At 39.9% G+C, this 20,060-nt stretch carries 12 protein-coding genes, 2 tRNA genes and 2 pseudogenes; 8 read left to right on the plus strand and 8 right to left on the minus strand.

Features of this window, described 5'->3' with window-relative positions; translation table 11 throughout:
* Positions 1-48: 48 nt before the first annotated feature.
* Positions 49-1,278 carry an acetate/propionate family kinase gene (locus D0T20_RS04820; protein ID WP_004574964.1) on the plus strand — a complete coding sequence of 410 codons (1,230 nt, stop codon included), beginning with the start codon at positions 49-51 and terminating at the stop codon, positions 1,276-1,278.
* Positions 1,279-1,393: 115 nt separating this feature from the next.
* Here the strand turns inward: D0T20_RS04820 and aroA are convergent, their stop codons facing one another.
* The 5 genes from aroA to D0T20_RS04845 form a co-directional block, all read right to left on the minus strand.
* A complete protein-coding gene (aroA, locus tag D0T20_RS04825) occupies positions 1,394-2,773 on the minus strand; it encodes a 3-phosphoshikimate 1-carboxyvinyltransferase (RefSeq protein WP_116438548.1) in 1,380 nt (459 codons plus the stop codon).
* Between the two features lie 50 nt (positions 2,774-2,823).
* Positions 2,824-3,717 (minus strand): energy-coupling factor transporter transmembrane component T family protein, encoded by an 894-nt coding sequence (locus D0T20_RS04830; protein ID WP_116438549.1) that lies wholly within the window; start codon positions 3,715-3,717, stop codon positions 2,824-2,826.
* A gap of 2 nt (positions 3,718-3,719) precedes the next feature.
* On the minus strand, positions 3,720-5,309 hold the full coding sequence (locus D0T20_RS04835) for an ABC transporter ATP-binding protein (protein WP_116438550.1): 1,590 nt from the start codon (positions 5,307-5,309) through the stop codon (positions 3,720-3,722).
* Positions 5,310-5,508: 199 nt separating this feature from the next.
* Entirely contained in the window at positions 5,509-6,111 is a 603-nt protein-coding gene (locus D0T20_RS04840) for an ECF transporter S component (RefSeq protein ID WP_016635674.1), read from the minus strand.
* A gap of 258 nt (positions 6,112-6,369) precedes the next feature.
* A tRNA-Pro gene (locus D0T20_RS04845) sits at positions 6,370-6,443 on the minus strand.
* Between the two features lie 135 nt (positions 6,444-6,578).
* Between D0T20_RS04845 and D0T20_RS04850 the strand changes: the two genes are divergently transcribed.
* Positions 6,579-7,631 (plus strand): ABC transporter permease, encoded by a 1,053-nt coding sequence (locus D0T20_RS04850; RefSeq protein ID WP_116438551.1) that lies wholly within the window; start codon positions 6,579-6,581, stop codon positions 7,629-7,631.
* Between the two features lie 148 nt (positions 7,632-7,779).
* Here the strand turns inward: D0T20_RS04850 and glgX are convergent, their stop codons facing one another.
* A complete protein-coding gene (glgX, locus tag D0T20_RS04855; protein ID WP_016786800.1) occupies positions 7,780-9,903 on the minus strand; it encodes a glycogen debranching protein GlgX in 2,124 nt (707 codons plus the stop codon).
* A gap of 224 nt (positions 9,904-10,127) precedes the next feature.
* Between glgX and D0T20_RS04860 the strand changes: the two genes are divergently transcribed.
* From D0T20_RS04860 to D0T20_RS04880, 6 genes and pseudogenes are all read left to right on the plus strand, one after another.
* The gene (locus tag D0T20_RS04860; RefSeq protein ID WP_162862688.1) at positions 10,128-10,610 is read left to right on the plus strand and encodes a YraN family protein; all 483 of its coding nucleotides are present in this window, start codon (positions 10,128-10,130) and stop codon (positions 10,608-10,610) included.
* Positions 10,610-11,948: pseudogene (locus tag D0T20_RS04865) on the plus strand (YifB family Mg chelatase-like AAA ATPase); the annotation flags it as partial. The gene D0T20_RS04860 and the pseudogene D0T20_RS04865, both read left to right, overlap by 1 nt.
* Before the next feature lie 68 nt (positions 11,949-12,016).
* A pseudogene (locus tag D0T20_RS06540) lies at positions 12,017-12,295 on the plus strand (magnesium chelatase subunit ChlI family protein); the annotation flags it as partial.
* Positions 12,292-13,836: a DNA-processing protein DprA gene (locus D0T20_RS04870; protein ID WP_116438553.1), complete on the plus strand. Its 1,545-nt coding sequence runs from the start codon at positions 12,292-12,294 to the stop codon at positions 13,834-13,836. The pseudogene D0T20_RS06540 and the gene D0T20_RS04870, both read left to right, overlap by 4 nt.
* A 63-nt stretch (positions 13,837-13,899) precedes the next feature.
* On the plus strand, positions 13,900-15,861 hold the full coding sequence (locus tag D0T20_RS04875) for an FAD-binding protein (RefSeq protein WP_116438554.1): 1,962 nt from the start codon (positions 13,900-13,902) through the stop codon (positions 15,859-15,861).
* Positions 15,862-15,927: 66 nt separating this feature from the next.
* A tRNA-Leu gene (locus D0T20_RS04880) sits at positions 15,928-16,014 on the plus strand.
* 103 nt (positions 16,015-16,117) lie between these two features.
* Here D0T20_RS04880 and D0T20_RS04885 read toward each other — a convergent pair.
* Together D0T20_RS04885 and polA are read right to left on the minus strand one after the other, a co-directional pair.
* Complete coding sequence (locus tag D0T20_RS04885) at positions 16,118-16,975, minus strand: Nif3-like dinuclear metal center hexameric protein (protein ID WP_116438555.1); 858 nt, start codon at positions 16,973-16,975, stop codon at positions 16,118-16,120.
* 58 nt (positions 16,976-17,033) lie between these two features.
* The gene (polA, locus tag D0T20_RS04890; RefSeq protein ID WP_116438556.1) at positions 17,034-20,060 is read right to left on the minus strand and encodes a DNA polymerase I; all 3,027 of its coding nucleotides are present in this window, start codon (positions 20,058-20,060) and stop codon (positions 17,034-17,036) included.

Consider the following 20,060-nt stretch of genomic DNA (forward strand, 5'->3'; position numbering starts at 1 on the left):
AACATGGCAATTTACTAGCCTTATCAACACTTTATGGAGGATGCCCTCATGGCAAAAACCGTTCTTGTTATCAATTCTGGTTCTAGTTCTATTAAGTACCAGCTCGTCGATTTGGAAAGCGGCGAAGGCATTGCATCTGGTATTGTAGAAAAAATTGGCGAGCCAGTTGACGGACACTACAAGCACGTATTCAATGGCGAAAAGCATGAGTTTGACGAGCCAGTGCACGATCACGAGCAAGGCTTAAAGCGCGTACTCGGCTTCTTCGAGGAATATGGTCCAAATCTTTCCAAGTCTGGAATCGTAGCTGTTGGACACCGCGTTGTTCAGGGTGGCTTAACATTCCCTAAGCCTGCATTAGTTAACAAAAAGACCATTAATAAGGTGAAGGATTTGGCTGTTTTGGCTCCACTTCACAACGGCCCAGAAGCTGTTGGCGCTGAAGTTATGACTGAACTTTTGCCAGATGTTCCACAGATTATGGTGTTTGACTCTTCGTTCTTCCACGATTTGCCACAGGTTGCTGCGACTTACGCATTGAACAAAGATATTGCAAACCAGTACCACATTCGTCGCTATGGCGCTCACGGCACTTCCCACGAGTACATTGGCTCTGTAGTTCCAAGCGTTGTTGGAAAGCCTGCAGAAGGCTTGAAGCAGATTGTTTTGCACATTGGTAATGGCGCTTCTGCTTCTGCTCAGATTTCTGGCAAGCCAGTTGAAACTTCTATGGGCTTAACGCCTCTCGAAGGTTTGATGATGGGCGGCCGCACTGGAGATATTGACCCAGCAGTAGTGTTCCACCTTATTCGCAACGCTCACATGAACGTAGACGAGCTTGATACACTCTTTAACAAGCGTTCTGGCATGATGGGCATGACTGGCCACGGCGATTTGCGCGATATTCATAAGCTCATCGCAGAGGGCGACGAAGACGCTAAGCTTGCTCTTGGCGTGTACGTTCACCGCATTGTTGGCTACATTGGCAACTACACGGCTCAAATGGGCGGCGTGGACGTAATCACATTCACCGCTGGCGTTGGCGAAAACGACGAGATTGTTCGCGCTCGCGTATGCGAAAAGCTTGCTCCATTCGGTGTTAAGCTCGATAAAGAGAAGAACTTGGTTCGTTCTAAGGAGCCACGCATTATTTCCACTCCAGATAGCTCTGTGATTATTGCTGTAATCCCAACTAACGAAGAGTTGGCAATCGCTCGAAAGTCTGCACAAATCGCAGAAGCTGGAGTCGATTCTTACGGCAACAAGTTTGAGCGCTAAATCGTAGTGTAAAACAACGTAACGTAAAAACGTAACACATAAATAATCCCGGGTTAAAAAAACTCGGGATTATTTGTTATTTAAGCTAACTATTTAGGCTCACTATTTAAGCTCACTATTCGAGCATCTTATTCCACATACCAGGAAAATCAGGGATCGTTTTGCGCGTAGTGGCAATATTTTTTACTCTTATATTAGATATACGAAGACCTAACATTGATGCAAAAGTTGCCATTCTGTGATCCGCATAAGTCTCCATCACTTCCCCATGCATATTTTTGCTAGGAATAATACGAATTCCATCATCTAGCTCATCAGCGCCTATTCCAACGCGATTTAGTTCCGTAACTATTGCACTCAAGCGATTCGTTTCGTGGCCTCTTAAATGCGCAATACCGTGCAACTCGCTTACACCATCTGCAAGCGCAAGAATCGCAGCAATACTCGGCGCAACCTCGCCAGCAGCAGCCAAATCAAGCGACTTAATTGCGTGAATTTTGCCACTACCAGTTACGCACAATGTTGAAGAATCCGCAGCCGAATGCTCAAAAACAATTTCTGCGCCCATTTGCTCTAGAATCCCAGGCAACAATCCCCCAGGCTGAGTTGTTTTAAGCGGCCAATTAGGGATTTTAACGCATCCGCCAGCAATCAACGCTGCTCCAATAAAAGGCGCTGCATTAGAAAGATCTGGCTCTACAACAACTTCATCTGGCAAAGTCAAATCATGCTCTTTAATACGCCATACTCCGCTTTCTGGCATATCTACTACTCCGCCAGCTTTGCGCACATCTTCCATTGTCATTTGAATATGAGGCATACTAGGCAATTTGCTTCCAATATGCTCGATTTGTAATCCTCCTGGAATTCGAGATGCAATTAGCAGAAGCGCAGATATAAATTGAGACGATGAAGAAGAGTCAATGCGAATAACGCGATTATTGCAAGAATTTTGCGCACTATTTACACCATATGATTCAAGATTTTTGGGCGGAATAACGCTAAATGGTAAGAATCCGACTTTTCCGTGATATACGATTTTTGCGCCTAGCTGTTCCAATCCATCTAGAACAGGCTTCATTGGACGAGCATACGCTTGCTCATCTCCATCAAATTTCACACAATTATTTGCAAACAGCGCTAAAGCTGTTACAAAACGCATAACTGTTCCAGCCAAGCCACAATTAACAACCGCATTATCATCTACGCTAAAAACGCCATTTTTGGGCGGAATAACACAAACTGCTGTGCCGTCGCGGCTTAGCGAATCGCATTTAACTCCAAATACGCTTAGCGCGTTAATCATAAGTTCCGTATCTCTTGATCTCAGCAATCCCTTTAGAACAACTGGCTTTTTACCAAGAGCTGCCAAAATCAAGTATCGATTAGATAATGATTTGCTTCCAGGAATATTCACTGTTGCATTCAAAGGAGTATTGCATGATGGAGCTTGCCAAACATCATCATGATTATAAGGATTCATTATTCCGCTCATATTATGAATACTATCTATAAATATGTACGCATTGTAATTTTCACAATGCTTTACATATGAATAAACGCATTATGCCAATATCCTGTTTGTATTGAAGCATATAAAGCAATAGTAGGAACAGCAATGCAAATTGCATAAAATATCCAATCGTATGCTGTTAACTTCGATTTTCGTGCTGGAACACGTTTAATATTACTTCCAAAAGCCCTAGCTTCCATAGCTGTAGCAAGTTTAGTGCCTCTGCGAATAGATAACACGAGCAAACCAAAAGATTGCGAAAGCATACGCTGCAACGCTTTACCATCCGATATACCACGAGACCTTCGAGCTAAACCAAAAGCACGCCAATCATTTTGCAATAGACTAAACATTCTCAATCCAGCTAATGCTCCGTACACAAATCGTGGAGAAAAATGCAAAATCTGCACTAATCCGTCTGCTAAATCAGTTGGATCTAATCCAATGGCTAATATAACGCCTGGAACTGCTACAGATGCAACACGAACAAACGTACAAATTGCCAAATACAATGATCCTTGGCTTATATGCATCCAGCCAAACTTAAATATATCATCTCCAGAACTTTGACCATATAAAAGAACCGATATAAAACTACCCGAAGCAGCAATCCAAACTGGCCAAGTATGGCTTAAAACATACCAAGGAGTTACTCCAGCAATTGCAAATAACAGTATATCTAAACCGAATGCAATAGAAGCTGAAACAATATCTAATGTAACAAACATAGGTAAGCAAAGTAGCAGCGCTCCAATAAAACGGCTTATTGGATTGAGCCTACGAATAAACCAAGAAGGCGAAACTAGTCGTTCACTTTCTAAACGTTTAGAAGATGCAGTTACATCAATATGCGAAACTTTTAATAAATTTTCAAAGTCTTTAACTTGGATTCTAGACGATTCTTCTACACTACTAGTTTTATTCACTTCTACTCATTCCCTTCACTATAGTTATGAGCGGATCCTGCGATTTTTCGTGACTCAACTCTTATTACTCTGGCATCTAAAGACTTTACAAGCTCATCATCGTGAGTAACAACAATCACCGCTGAGCCACTATCGCGTATTTGCGCAATAAGTTTCACCATTGCTGTCCAAGTTTTAAAATCTTGTCCAAAAGTAGGCTCATCCATAATAACAACGCGTGGAGCAGCAGCTAAAAGCGTAGCTACAGAAAGTCTACGTTTTTCTCCTCCAGATAATGTATAAGGATTAGCAAGAGCAAAACGCTTCAAATCCATACGTTCAAGCATGCTATCGGCAATATCGTAAGATTCCTTTTCGCTTTTTCCTTGCTTTTTAGGCCCTACAGCAACTTCGTCTCTTACAGACGATGTTATGAATTGATGTTCTGGCTCCTGAAACACCATGCCAACTCGCCCTAGTAATTCTTGACTTTTCCAAGTAAAAAGATCATTTTTACGTCGTTTTGGCACATACTTTTCCATCATGCACACGCTGCCAGCAATCGGCTTTAATAAGCCTGCAAGCGTTAACGCTAATGTGGTTTTACCAGCACCATTAGGTCCCATTAAAGCCGTTACTTCGCCAAAACGAAAAGCTACATTAACATGTTCCGATAGTGTCAGAGTTCTTCCAAAAGAGCAATCATTCGTATAGAGCGCAACAGATTCTTCCGTATCTTTGATCTCGTCTTTTATTTCGTCTTTGATCTCGTCATAGCAATGTTTAGGAGCAAAAGATTTAACTGTTCTTCCTGGAACCCAAGCACCACCTTTTGCAAGCATATCGCCATACTTTTCAAAAACATCCTCAGGCTTACCGTCTGCAATAACGCATCCTACATTTGAATCATTATTATTTTCATCTTTTCCAATAACAATAACTCTATCAATCAAATCCAGCCACACGTCAATATGATGTTCAACTACAATCATTGTAGAGCCTGTTTTTTTAAGAATATTCGCTACAGCATCATGAACTTGCTGAACACCTTTAGGATCTAGATTAGCTGTAGGCTCATCTAAAAGAAGCAATCCAGGATGCATTGCAAGCACTCCTGCTAAAGCAAGACGTTGCCTTTGACCTCCCGATAAAGATTGTGTTGAGCGTCTAAGACCCTGACTTCCTTGAGTAATATTGTCTAAGCCAACAGCTTTTATTGAAAGCTTTACGCGATTCCAAGTCTCTTCGCTGTTAACTCCAAGATTCTCACTTCCAAAAGCTACATCGTCGCCTACTCTTTCAAGAATGATTTGAGAATCTGGGTCTTGCATAACAAGTCCAACTTTTCCGCGAGCATCTCTAGCATGAACACCACCGACTAGAAGGCTACCTTCTTCCATACCTTCTGTTTCGTCACCTAAAACACCTGCTAAACCAGCCATAAATGTGCTTTTCCCAGCGCCAGAAGCGCCTAAAAGCAACACATGCTCACCAGGCTTAATATCAATATTTACATTCCTCAACACAAAATCTTTGCGAGTAGCGTGTCTCCAACCCCAGTCTTTAGCAACTACGCTCGCTGGAGTCCATTCAGTCTTATTCACAAATTGCATACAAACAAACTTTCATTGCATAGCAAAATTTTCATTGCATAGCAAAATCTAAAATATAAAAATTGCATAACACAATTTCAAAAAATATAAAGTAAAACAAATACGAAATATAAGCATCATACGAGTAAACTACCGTGTTTTTGCATTTTGCGCATTAAACACGATAGTTTACAAGTTGCAATTAGTACTTAGATATAACTCACACTAATGCTTGAGGACGGCCTGATTCAAAACGATCAAGCACACCCGTTGCAGCTAATGCCTTTTGAACAAACCACACTACAACGCCTGCAACAATAAGACCAGAAATAATAGAAGTAATGAGATTTGCAACAATATATTGCGCACTCCAGCCTTGACCTCCGCTAACCCAATTGTAGATAAAGCAAGCTACGCCTGCTAACGATCCAGATATTGCAGTGGAAAGCAAATTCCATGTTTTGTACATAAAGAAAATGAATGCAAGTTCAGCGCCAACGCCTTGAATAATACCGACGATTAACGATCCACCAACACCCCACTGATTTCCTAACATAAGTTCCACAAAGGCAGCAAGAGTTTCGGCAAACAATGCAGCACCAGGCTTACGCACGATTATTGCAGCTAAAGGTCCAGCAAAAAGCCAAAAACCATTAGATAAGCCTTCAGCACCAGGCAACAAACTTGCAAAAAGATTAGTAGGAGCTGCGCACACAATATCCCAAGCCCAGAATAATACGCCAGATGCAACAGCGATAATAGCAGCTATGACGATATCAAGAATACGCCAGCGATTAGAATGTTCCATTGAAACATTAGTCATAATAAGTGCCTTTCTTCAATATTGAAAGATTTGGGCACGGGAAAAGAGCGACATCCGTTGCTAACATTACTTAGCACACGTTCAATCGGTCGAAGCTTTCGCTTCCTCTCAGCCAAAACGGCTCCCGAGTCAAAATATTTATAATCACAGTGTAAGAATGTAATGCAAATAATGCATCAAAAACTCACCTATACAAGAATACACATAGAGTGCTTTTTTGTATAGTAGATGTTCAAAAAACAAGCAGATATAAAAAAGTCGGGGTGACAGGATTCGAACCTGCGACATCCTGCTCCCAAAGCAGGCGCGCTACCAAACTGCGCTACACCCCGATGCTTTCTAGCTGATTACCAGCTCCAAGCACAATCAAATACAATAGCGCACATTGCAGACAAACGCAAATTTGCAACACGCGCGATAGAATAGAACAAGCATTGAAAAATAGGAAACGGATTTTAGAGGTTAATATGGGGCGTTTTCAACGTGCGGAGGCAGCGGGATTAATCGCTTTTCTAGCGTGCGCATTATTTGGCATGATTGTAATGTCTATATACATAAACACAATGCCCGCAATATGGCAAGTTACACAACGCTTGTTTACAATGGCATCTGGAGTGGTGGCCGCTTGCAGCATGTGCACTTTTGTAGTCGGATATTTAAGAACACACAAAGGAATACTTAAAAAGAATTGGTTGCAAATTGCAAAACACGCTTTTGAAATAATCGCTCTTTCTACGATTTATGGCGCAACAATGCTACTTATGTCTTTTGCTCTTCTTTCTATAATCAACAGCATTATTGGAAGAAGTGCCGTAAACACTTATCTTCCTGTTCTTTGTTGCGCATTAAGCGGAATTGTTGGATATTCAACTCTTGTACAGGCAGAACTTTTAGAAGCAAAAACCGTTGCTTCGCTTCTTCCACTATTTGTGATTTCTGGAGCTGCAACTGCTGGATTAACTTCCGACGACCCGTATTGGTACAACAATAACTTCTCTCAACTAGGAGACAGAACAACGTTTGCAGCAAGCATGTTTAATGCAACGCTAATTCTAGCTGGAATATGCATTATTATTACAAGCTACTTTGCTATAACCGAGTTTGTTGCAACACAGCACGAAATCTTGCAAAATAAGGGCAATAACGCTACAAAGCATTTTAAGACTCGAACAACCATTATGGCAGCTTTGCTAATTCTTGGAGGAATAGCGTTTATTGGAATTGGAACGTTCCGCTACACTCCTCACCCAGTTATACACGATTTATGTGCTAGAGGTGTTACTGGTCTTATTTGCACAATGCTTATATGCCTTCCATGGCTTGCTCCTAGGCTTTCTAAAACATTCTACGTTGCTTCGGATTTAGCTGTTATTCTTACTGCCTGGGTTGGAAATCAATGGGTTCACGGTAATAACACTTTAACAAATGTAGAAGCTTTGTCTTGTTTACTATTTTTAGGGTGGATAATAGTGTTTTCAAGACAAGTCGCAGCTATGCAAAGCGACCGTTTAAGGTCTTAAGTCAAATCTTAAATAATGAATTAAACAATGTATTAAATAATGCATTAAATCAAAGTATTAAATCAAGATATTAAAAATGTGACCTACAACCAGCTAAAATCAGCAAAATCGTAGGTCACAATTAATTAATTTGCTTATTTCTTGCTTATTATTCTTGCTTCTCACTCATAAGAAGAAGGAAGCTTCTAGATTGAGCAACAATATTAAAACCAGATTCGTAATGCAATTGCGGACCTTTTGGATTATGAGTGTCTACAACAAGAGTCCACTTTTCGCCATAACGCTTATCTGGCAAAGTGAAAGTTATAGGCTCGTAATGCGCGTTGAAAATAAGAATAAAGTCGTTATCGACCATTCTGCTTCCGTACCAATCGGTTTCTGGAATATCTGAACCATTCAAATAAATCATCACCGAAAGCGCATGAGTATTACTCCAAGCTTCCATATCCATTACGGAACCCGTGTGATCAAACCACTCTACTTGCGGAATCTCTGAAGCATCATCCGAAGGCATACGACCAATAAAGAACCTACGCCTATGCAAAACAGGGTGATCTAGTCTTAAATGAATAAGCTTAGAAACAAAGTCAAACATATCTTTTTGAGTGGAATCAAAATCCCAATTAATCCAAGAAATAGCATTATCTTGGCAATATGCGTTGTTGTTTCCATTTTGAGTACGCATAATCTCGTCTCCAGCGCAAATCATAGGAATGCCCTGGCTCATTAGCAAAGTGGAGAAAAGATTTCGCATTTGGCGCTGACGAAGTTCGTTAACATCGTGAATATTTGTAGGGCCTTCTACTCCGCAATTCCACGAACGATTGTCGTTAGCACCGTCGTTATTGCCTTCCTTATTTGCTTCATTATGCTTTTCGTTATAGCTCACCAAATCGTTCATAGTAAAACCATCGTGAGCAGTAATAAAGTTTACGGAAGCTACAGGCTTACGACCATTTTGCTCATATAAATCGGAGCTTCCCATAAGTCGGCTTGCAAACTCAGGCAAAGTCGAAGGCTGCGAGCGCCAAAAATCGCGTACGCAATCGCGGTAGCGGCCATTCCACTCGGACCAGCTTGGAGGGAATCCGCCAACTTGGTATCCGCCAACGCCAATATCCCAAGGCTCTGCAATAAGCTTTACGCTAGAGATAATAGGGTCTTGCTCAATAATGTCGAAGAATGCAGAAAGCTTATCTACTTCTTGGAATTGACGAGCAAGCGTTGCAGCTAAGTCGAATCTAAATCCGTCTACGTGCATTTCGGTTACCCAATATCGCAAGCTATCTGTGATTAATCGCAAGGCTTTAGGAGATCGCATAAGAAGCGAGTTTCCTGTGCCAGTAGTGTCAAAATAATGACGCTGATCGTTGTCTACTAAGCGATAGTAAGCACGATTGTCGATTCCCCTAAAGCTTAATGTTGGACCTCTATCGTTTCCTTCTGCAGTGTGATTGTAAACAACGTCTAGAATAACTTCCATTCCTGCGGCATGATATGCCTTAACCATTGCCTTAAACTCGTTTACTTGCTCGCCGCGCTGACCAGAGCTTGAATACGAGTTTTGAGGAGCAAAGAAGCCAATCGTGTTATATCCCCAATAGTTGCTTAAGCCTTTATTCTGCAAGAAAGAATCGTTTACAAATTGATGAATAGGCATAAGCTCAATGGCAGTAATTCCAAGCTTTTTTAAGTAAGATATTACGCTTGGATGAGCTAATCCAGCATACGTTCCGCGTATTTCGGGAGGAACATTACGATTTAGATTCGTCATTCCTCTAACATGAGCTTCGTAAATCACGCTATCGTGATACGGAATCATTGGGTGCTGGTCGTTCCCCCAATCAAAATATGGGTTTATAACAGCAGCTTTCATAGTGTGATCTGCAGAATCCAAAGTGTTCATTGCTGCTAAATCATCTGGATTTGCAAACCAATAAGAAAACAGGCTCTCGTCGCCGTCAATATTTCCCTCAATCGCTTTAGCATATGGATCTAAAAGCAGCTTGTTTGGATTACACCACAATCCATGATTTGGATCATACGGACCGTGAACTCTATAGCCGTATCTTTGGCCTGGCTGTATTCCAGATATGTAAGTATGCCAAACGTAAGAATTCTGCTCAGTCATATCGATGCGCGTTTCGTTGTCTTGCTCATCAAACAAGCACAACTCAACATGCTTTGCTACTTCGGAAAACAATGCGAAGTTTACGCCCGCGCCATCGTAGGTAGCTCCAAGCGGATACATAGAACCTGGTCTAATTTGCATAATTCAAGTATTGCATATATTTATATAGTTTTCATCAATACATAAGGCGATTCTTAAAAAAGATTAAACTTTTGCATAATGCAAGCTTTTTTAGAAAATAAAAAAATCCTTTATTAAACAGTATGATTTTTCCCTAGATTAAAGGCAACACGCCGAAGTATAGCCTTTAACCACATTGCTCTAAAAAGCTAGAAAAAAGATTTTGAGCTTGATGAAATTGCATCATGATAAACGAGCAAAACATGATATTAGATATATCGCAAGAAGATATACAACAAGAAAATATACAACAAGAAGAGCTGCTAAGCTGCGTAGCAAAAGTCGAAGAACAACTATGCGACTTTTCAATACCAAATAAAACAATAGGCAGCCTTGGCGAAGAATACACGTCACTAAAACTAATGCTTAAAAATTGGATTTTGCTAGATAGAAATTGGCATAGTCGTTTTGGAGAGCTTGATGTTGTAATGATGAACACAGAAGGAATAATCGTATTTATTGAAGTAAAAACACGACGAAGCATAAGATTTGGTACCCCTTTAGAAGCAGTAACAGAAGAAAAACGCATAAAAACGCATAAAGCTGCATTCAATTGGCTAGAAAATCACAAAATGTTTAAGCATAGAAGAATACGATTCGACGTTGTATCAATCCTTATTTCCAAAAACAAAAACATTCAAATACACCACATTTTAGGAGCATTCTAATGATTATTGGCAACGCATTATCTGTAGGACTACTTGGGTTAAAGGCCTTTACAATACAGTTGCAAGCATTTATATCTAGCGGACTGCCTGGATTCTCAATTATTGGCCTTCCCGATACTTCTTTAAGCGAAGCAAGAGAACGAGTTAAATCGGCATATATGTCTTTGCGATGCGACTGGCCAGACACAAGGCTAACAGTAAATCTTTCTCCTGCTTCTATGCCAAAAAGTGGAGCATCTTACGACCTTGCAATCGCAGCAAGCATACTAAGCGCCAGAGGAATTATTCCACTTAGCGAGCTAGAAAACACTATTATTTTAGGCGAGCTTAATTTAGACGGATCCGTTTTACCAATTCAAGGAATGCTGCCAATCGCACTATACGCTAAGCAAAAAAATATTACAAAAATGATTATTCCATACGGAAATCTTGAAGAAGCAAAGCTAGTAAATGGGATTGAAGCAATTGGGATTAAGCATATTTTGGATTTAGTAGACGAGCTAAATGGAAAATTAGAAGACGAAGCTAGGCTGATTGCCGAAAAGAACAGAGAACGCGCACTAAATGCTATTAACAAGTACGACCACATTAGAGTAGAAGAAAGAGAAAAAGCTGGCGATTTGCACAATGCTAATAGCAACGCAATTAAATGCCCGAGCAAAAACATCGCAGATAGCGTTGAGCCTGTAAATAACGATAAACCATTAAACGAAATTGGTGATATGTCGGAAGTATTAGGCCAAGAGCACACAAAGTGGGCTTTGCAAGTGGCGGCAGCTGGAGGACACCATGTTATGATGATAGGACCTCCTGGGTCTGGAAAAACAATGCTAGCTTCTAGAATGCCAAGCATAATGTGCCCTCTTAACGAGCGAGAGCAGCTAGAAGTGGCATCTATTAGGTCGCTTTGCGGAACACTTCCCTACTACGGAATAACGGACGTTCCGCCTTTTGAAGCACCTCATCACACTTCTTCTGCAGCATCTCTTATAGGAGGCGGCGCAGGTTTAGCCAAGCCTGGAATCATAACTCGCGCGCATTGTGGAGTTTTATTTATGGACGAAGCTCCAGAATTTTCGCCACGAGTTTTGCAAACACTTAGAGAACCATTGGAATCTGGTCATATTGCTGTTTCTAGATCTAAAGGAACAACGCTGTATCCTGCTAAATTCCAACTCGTTATAGCAGCAAACCCGTGCCCATGCGGATATGCGTACGGAAACGGAGAGCGATGCACTTGCAAAGAGAAGGAACGCATACGCTATTTTTCTAGACTTTCTGGACCAATTTTAGACAGGATTGATATTCAAATGGATGTTCCACCAGTAGAAAAAATCATAACTAAAAGAGCCATGTTAGAAAACGGCGCAAATCAAATGTCGGAAAAAATTTTGACTAGTGCAATGATGCGTGAAAACGTAAAGAACGCAAGACTTGTTGCGCAAGATCGTTTTAAGAAACTTGGCTGGAGTTGCAACGCTCAAGCTTCTGGAACGTGGCTTAGAAAATACACATCTCAAAAAGCGATTGAGCTTATAAATAAGTCTCTTGAAAACCACAAGTTGAGTTTACGCGGAGCAGATAGAGCGCTTAGACTTGCTTGGACTTTAGCAGACCTTTGTGGTCACACTTGCCCAGATTTAACCGATATGGCTCAAGCAATTAGCTTAAGGACAAGAATATGATTAGTACAAATAACGCAAATGTTGTAAATATGACCAATGCAGCAAATATAACAAACCCGCAAACAAGCGATATTTATGCAATAAATGACGATACTTTAGCGCGAGCAATACTAACGTTTTGCGTAGATGGAGCAGACGCAATAATGTACACGCTTACTATAGGAACTGTTAATGCTACAAGCATTGTAGATGCGCTATATTCTATTTGCGAATCAATCACTAAAAACACAAGCAAAATAAGCAATAAACAATTAGAGCTTGATTTTCCAACAAATTGCTATCAAAAAGATTCTAGCGAAAATAAACAGCAAGAATGCAATACTGATTCAAGCACAAACGATTTAGACAATGTTCTTACAAACATTGTAAAAAATCACCCACAAATCAAGGTTTTAGAAAAATGCTTTTTGGAAGGTCTTAAAATTTGGGGCGGTAAAAGTGAAAACAATAAAAATGAAGTAAATAATTTTGCTGTATTGCATAAATCTGTTAAAAAATGGTGTTTAAGAATGCAAGATCTACCTTTTTGGGATGCAAACAAACTCAAAAAATGGTTTAGCTCAAGCGGATCGCAATGGATTATATCTCCAAAAAGCAAGTATTGGCCTAAACAATTACAAGATTTAGCAACAAAATGCAAGGTCGCTCCCCCACTTTGCTTATGGGGAATTGGAGACCCAAACGCTCTTATTCAATGCAAACAACCACTTGCAATCGTTGGATCTAGAGGATGCAATGACTACGGGTACGAACTTAGCTTTACTTTCGCAAAATCGTGCGCTAAAAAAGGGCACACAATTGTTTCTGGCGGAGCTTACGGAATTGACGCTGCAGCACATTGGGGAACATTAGACGCATTGGATTGCCACGCAATAAACGCAAGTCCTGTAGGTAAAACAATAGTCGTTTTTGCTGGAGGACTAAACAATATGGGTCCAAGCAGCAATGCTCAACTTTTTAACGCAATACTTGCAAGCGGAGGCGCATGCATAAGCGAGCTTTGCCCCGAAACTATTCCAGAAGCACGCAGATTCTTGCTAAGAAACCGCCTTATTGCAGCACTTGCCAGCAAAGTCATAGTTTCTCAAGCTAGATTAAGGTCGGGAGCATTAAACACAGCAAATTGGGCATTGGAACTAAACCGAGAATTGTATGCTGTTCCTGGAGATGTAACTTTGCCAAATAATGCTGGATGCAACATGCTTATTCATGACGGAAAAGCTATGATGATATGCTCACACAGAGATATAGAAGACATCTACCCTAATTCACATCATTATTTGCCACATTCACTAAGTAATAACGAAAGTATTCCAGACACTTGCAATGATTTACAAAAGCTTATATTAAAAGCGATTCACAAATGCAAGCACAACAAAGTATGTGCAAATATAGACAATATTCATGAAGCTATTGCAAAAATGGAAACAAATGGCGATTTTTCAATATCGCAAATATCAGGAGAGCTTGCGATTCTTGAGCTAGATGAATTAATCAAAAGTCAAAATGGCGTTTTTAGCATAAATCAAAAAAAGACTTAAGTCTTAAATAAAAAGTCCTAAAGTCTTAAATAAAAATGCGAAAAATATGAGAAAATAAGTGTTATGCAATCAAACTTTGAGCAAAGCGAATTAAACGCAAAAAGTCAAGATAAAAGCGAGCAAATAAAAATAAATAACTCGTTTTACAACGTTTTAATTATTGGAGCTGGAGCCGCAGGACTTTCAGCCGCATTAGGCTTAGTAAAGTCTAAAGAGTACCAAACGCTAAAAACGCACGGAAAACAGCCTAAAATATTAGTGATTTGCAAGCTTCAAGCGTTAAGATCTCATACAGGCTCTGCCGAAGGCGGAATTGCAGCATCATTAGGAAACGTAGAAAAAGATTGCTGGCAATGGCACTATTACGACACTGTTCACGGAGGCGACTGGCTAAGCGATCAAGACGCAGCAAAAATGCTAGCAAAAGAAGCTAGAGAAACAGTTATTGAACTTGAGCACTTTGGAGTTGCTTTTTCTAGAACAAAAGACGGTCACATTAATCAAAGATTCTTTGGAGGCCACACTGCTGACTTTGGAAAACAGCCAGTTAGGAGAGCTGCGTACGCTGCAGATAGAATCGGTCACCAAATTCTATACAGCTTGTGGCAAAAATGCTTAGAAGAAAACATTGAAATTAGCGAAGAAATTTACGTTACAGACATTGCAATAAATAGCGAAACAAACAGCGTAGAAGGAGTTATAGCGCTAAACGAAAAAACAGGAAACGTAGAAAAAATAAGCGCAAACAATGTTCTTATTGCAACTGGAGGCGCTGGCAGACTATTTGCAACAACTTCTAACTCCTGGGATTTAACTGGAGACGGAATGGCTTTAGCGCTAAACGCTGGATTGCAATTAGAAGACATAGAGTTTATACAATTCCACCCAACTGGATTAGCACACACTGGAATATTACTTTCGGAAGCTGCGCGAGGAGAAGGCGGAGTGCTTAGGAATTGCAAAAACGAAGCATTTATGAAGAACTACGACAATACGCACGCGGATTTAGCTCCAAGAGACGTTGTAAGCAGGGCGATTATAGCAGAAGTCGATGCAGCGCGAGGAGTGGAAGACACAACTAGCAACGTTGATAAAAAAGATTGCGTTTGGCTAGACATGACTCATATAGAAAAACAGCATATGCTAGAGGCTCTTCCGCAAGTTGTTGAGACGATTGAAAAATATGCGCATTTAGATCCTTCAAAAGATCTTGTGCCTATTAAGCCTACTGCACACTACACAATGGGTGGAATACCAATCACTCTTAACAGCCAAGTCTATAAATTAGATAGAGGGAAAAAACAAAGCATAAAGGGATTATACGCTGCTGGAGAATGTGCGTGCTCGGGAGTACATGGCGCTAATCGCCTTGGCGGAAACTCACTTCTTGACGCTTGCTTATTTGGAAAAATCGCAGGAAAATCTATTGCAAAAAACTTGCAAAATCAAGAAGAATCTCAAAATCAAGAAGAAACTCAAAATCAAAATAATTTGCAAAACAAAATCCAAAAAATAGACGAATTAGCTAAAAAGCGAATCCAAAAAATACGCGCTCTTATGCAAAGCGAGAATGATTCAAAAGATGAGCAAAATCCATACATGCTTTTAAATGCGCTAGAAGAGATTATGGAAACAGCTATTGCAGTAAGATGCAGCGAAAAAAGCATTAAAGAAGCTTTGCAAAAAATCGATACGCTTATTATTCCAAAAGCCAATATGCTTATTTTGCATTCTAAAAATCTTGTTTTTAATCAAGAACTAACAGCTATTTTGGAATTGAAAAACTTGATTACATTTGCAAAAGCAGTTTTGCAAGCATCGTTAGAAAGACATGAATCTAGAGGATCTTTTACAAGATTGGATTATCCACAACATAACAACAGCCAAAATCCGCAACATTCCATAGTGGATTTAAGCGGAAAAGTGCAAAATATTCCAGTTACAGTAGTGGATTTTGACCCAAATCATCCAATTAACGCGCAAAATGCTAGCGAAATTAAAGAAATTATTACAAAAATCAATTAATTTGCAACACGCCGAAGCAAAGAGTTGAAAAAAATGTTATAGTTCTATCTGTTGTCTAAAACACCCGTCCGGGTGGCGGAATGGTAGACGCGCTAGCTTGAGGTGCTAGTGCCTATTTGTACAGGCGTGCGGGTTCAAGTCCCGCTCCGGACACAAAATAAAGTCTTGTTGAGAAATCAGCAAGACTTTTTTGTTTCGTATTCGCAAACACTAATCTCGTAGCTAATCACACTAACTAATCGCGTAGCTAATCACGCTAGTTAATCACGTAATTCCAAGGGTCAAAAGCTCTACCAATCCAAGAAACGTCTAATGATTCACCAAAATTCTTATATATAGAATCGTGAATATCTTTAACAGCATACTTAAACCACAAAGATTCAATAGCGCTATGAGGAGTGTTTATAAGCATAGGCTTAATAATATTAGAGTGCGTTAGTTGCGATTCATAAATAGCTTGCTCGTACGCGTCCGTTGCAGGATGATGCCTTAAATCACTTGTTACATACACGTCTGCGCCACAAGCGCGAACTTCATCGAATAAGGAATCGCCAGAACCTGGAAGAACAGCTATTTTACTAACCATTGCATCAACATCTCCGCACACTTGAACGCCTAGCTTAGTAGCAGGTAAAGCGTTAAAAACGCGCGTAGCAAACTCTTTAAGTGTTATTTTTTGCTCAAGCACTCCAACTCTGCCAAGCCCAAAAGAAGTATCATTATTGCTTGCAGGAACAAGAGGATGCAAATCCTTAAGACCAAAAGCATTAGCTGCAGCATGCGCCACTCCCCTAAAAGCCGCGTCCGCATTAGTGTGACCAACCCATAATCCACAACGATTTTCAATAAGCGTTTGAACTATTTTTCCACGAACAGAAAAACCAGAAACTTCGTGAACCGACTTAAAAAACAAAGGATGGTGCGAAACAATCAAATCCGCTCCCATTTTGCATGATTCTTCAACAGCTTCTAAAGTTGGATCCGATAAGCAAATAATTTTATTAACTTTATGAGAAGGATTCCCAACGATTAATCCTGGATTATCCCAAGACTCAGCAAGACTTAAAGGATATAAGTCTTCTAAAACATTAACAATCTCACCTAAAGTTGCCATTATTCCTATCCTTTACAACAAGCCTACAGTGGTCTTTACAATAATTCTCGCAAACACATCAATGCGCAGCAAGCTGCCAATCAGCACCAACTCCAGTAGAAACACTAAGCGGAACAGAAAGCTCAACAGTATGTTCCATAGCATTTTTAACAATGTTTTCTACAACATCCGACTCACCATGAGCAATCTCAAGAACAAGTTCATCGTGGATTTGCAAAATCACGCGACTCTTAACATTAGCTTTTCGCAAATCATCATCTACTCTAATCATTGCAAGCTTCATAATGTCTGCAGCGCTTCCTTGAATAGGAGCGTTTAGAGCAGCTCGTTCTGCAGCTTCTCTAGATGCTCTGTTCGTAGAATTTAACTTTGGGAAATATCTTCTTCTACCAAACATTGTTTGAGTGTATCCAAGCTTTCTAGCTTTATCTACTAAAGACTCCAAATAGTCGTGTACTGCACCAAAAGTATTGAAATACTTTTCTTTAAGCATCTCGGCAGCCGCAGGACTAATGCCTAGTTGCTTTGCAAGACCGTACGTACTGAGTCCGTACGCTAACCCGTAGCTCATTGCTTTAACATGGCTACGCTGATCTGCGCTAACTTGCTCTACTGGAATCCTATAAACTAAGCTCGCTACAAACTTATGAAAATCAACTCCAGACTGGAAAGCATCAATAAGCGTTTTATCTGCAGAAGCATGAGCCATAATTCTAAGTTCCACTTGCGAATAATCACAACTCATAAGCTGTTCATATCCACTTCCTGGAACAAATGCCGCTCTAATCTCTCTTCCTGCAGCATTTCTATTAGGAATGTTTTGCAAGTTTGGATCCGAAGAACTTAATCGACCAGTAGCAGCAATAGTTTGCTCAAAAGTTGTGTGAATCCTACCATCTTTATATCTTGCAGCATCAATAAGGCTTTGAACGATTTGTTTTAATTTATTAGTTTCACGATACTTAAGCAAAGCGCCTAAAAATTGACTTGGCTTCTCATCTGGATCAATTTTTGAATACAACTCTTGTAAAGCTTCGGCATTAGTAGTATACGAGCCACTTTTTGTTCTACGAGTAGGCTTTAGACCCATGTCTTCAAAAAGTAATTTCTGAATTTGCTTAGGACTTTGCAAATTTATTGGCTTAGCTGCAACGTCTAGCGCCATTTTTTGAGCAAAATTAGCTTCGCTTGCAAAATTATCTCTCATAGACGTAAGTCGTAGCATATCTACAGCAGCGCCCGTATCTTCCATCTTCCTTAAAACTCTAGAAACAGGCATTTCAACGTCTACCATTAAGCCAGTTTGCTTGCGCTCATCTAACTCTTTCGCATATTGTTTAGAAAGCAAACGTATAACCAGAGCTGTTTCTAGCATGCTTTTTTCTAATTCTTTGTTATCTTGACTCTGCGAATCTTGCTCTTTAGAATCTTGCTCTTTAGAATCTTGGCTGCTATCAATATCAAAATCAAGTTTGCCTTGCGTTGGCTCAGCGTTTAATCGCGAAGAGTCTATATGAATATTCAAAACATGCTCAGCCATATCGCAAAGATTTTCGTTCTTAAAATCTGGATCAACTAAGTAAGATGCTAAGCGAGTATCGACTAGCGGGCTAAAAGAGTAATTATCTTCTACAATTTTTAGAGACGTTAAAAGAGCAATATGCTTTTTATAATCGTGCAAAACTACTGAAGACTCATGCTTTTTTATAAAATCTCTTAGTTTATAAGCTATTGCGCTATTGGATTTAAGAACATTCGCATACACAATTGCAGCATCGTTACCAGCTAGGATTATTAATGCTTTTGCAAAAATACCAAACTGACTAGTGTTGTTTTTTTCTTCTACAGCAAACACTACTAATTCTTTATTCTCTTTTATTGTTTTTTCGCATTCTAAGTCGTTTCTTATAAGATTTGCGCTATTTATATACGAGTCAGAAAAGTCGCAAGAATCCGCAACACAAGATTTTGCGATACTAATCCAATTATCTGCATCAGACTCGGAATTAATATTATGCACGTTTATTTTATCTAACAGAGTTTTAACGTCTTCTATATCATCTGAATCATTCGATTCCGTAGAACCGCCATTTTCTGCATGCGCACTTCCAGCAGAAATCATTGTTTTAATATTCTCATCTAAAAGCTCTTTGGTTCCGCGAGTAAATTCTTTTAGAATCTTTCTTCTAGTACGCGTACCAAACTCAAGACTTTCAAACAGCTCTCCAACAGACGCAGCGTTTACATTGCCAAAATCAAGATCGTTAACGCTAACTCCAAGGTCTAAATCTTTAACAAGAGTATTAACTTTTTTGTTTAATCGAATCTGATCAATGCTTTCTCGTAAAGACTCGCCTTTTTTACCTGTGATTTTACTTGCGTTTTCAATAATGCCTTCTAGGCTGCCAAATTGATTAATCCACTTAGCAGCATAACCATCTCCAACTCCTGGAACTCCTGGAATATTATCAGACGTTTCTCCACGCAATGCTGCTAAATCTGAATACTGACTAGGCGTAACATTGTATTTTTCAACAATCGCATTAGGATCCATTTGCTTTAGATCCTTAAAATGCCTGCCTGGGTACAGCACGTTAATAGTGTTATTAATTAGCTGAAAAGCATCGCGATCTCCAGAAAGCACAAGCGTTTTATAACCAGCATTAGCGCCCATAGTTGCCAAAGTAGCAATAATATCGTCGCCTTCGTAGCCCTGCTTTGTAATGTACTTAACACCTAACGCACTAAGCATTTTTTGAATAACGGGCAGCTGAGCTATAAGTTCTTCTGGAGCAGCTTCACGAGTACCCTTATATTGCGGCAAAAGCTTGTTTCTAAAAGTTCCACCTTTAACGTCGAAAGCAACCGCAAGCTTATCTGGTTTCTCTTTTTCTATGACTTGCGAAAGCATAGTAGCAAAACCCCATATTGCATTAGTTGCAAAACCAGATTTTGTAGAAAAATTGTCTGCCGATATTGCGTAAAAAGCACGAAACGCAAGTGAGTGGCCATCTACCACCAACAACGTTCCCTTATAATCCTCATTATTCAAAGAATCCTCGTTTGCAACGATGCTGGTATTCAC

It is taken from the genome of Gardnerella piotii, from assembly GCF_003397585.1.
In the GTDB taxonomy this organism is placed as follows: domain Bacteria; phylum Actinomycetota; class Actinomycetes; order Actinomycetales; family Bifidobacteriaceae; genus Bifidobacterium; species Bifidobacterium piotii.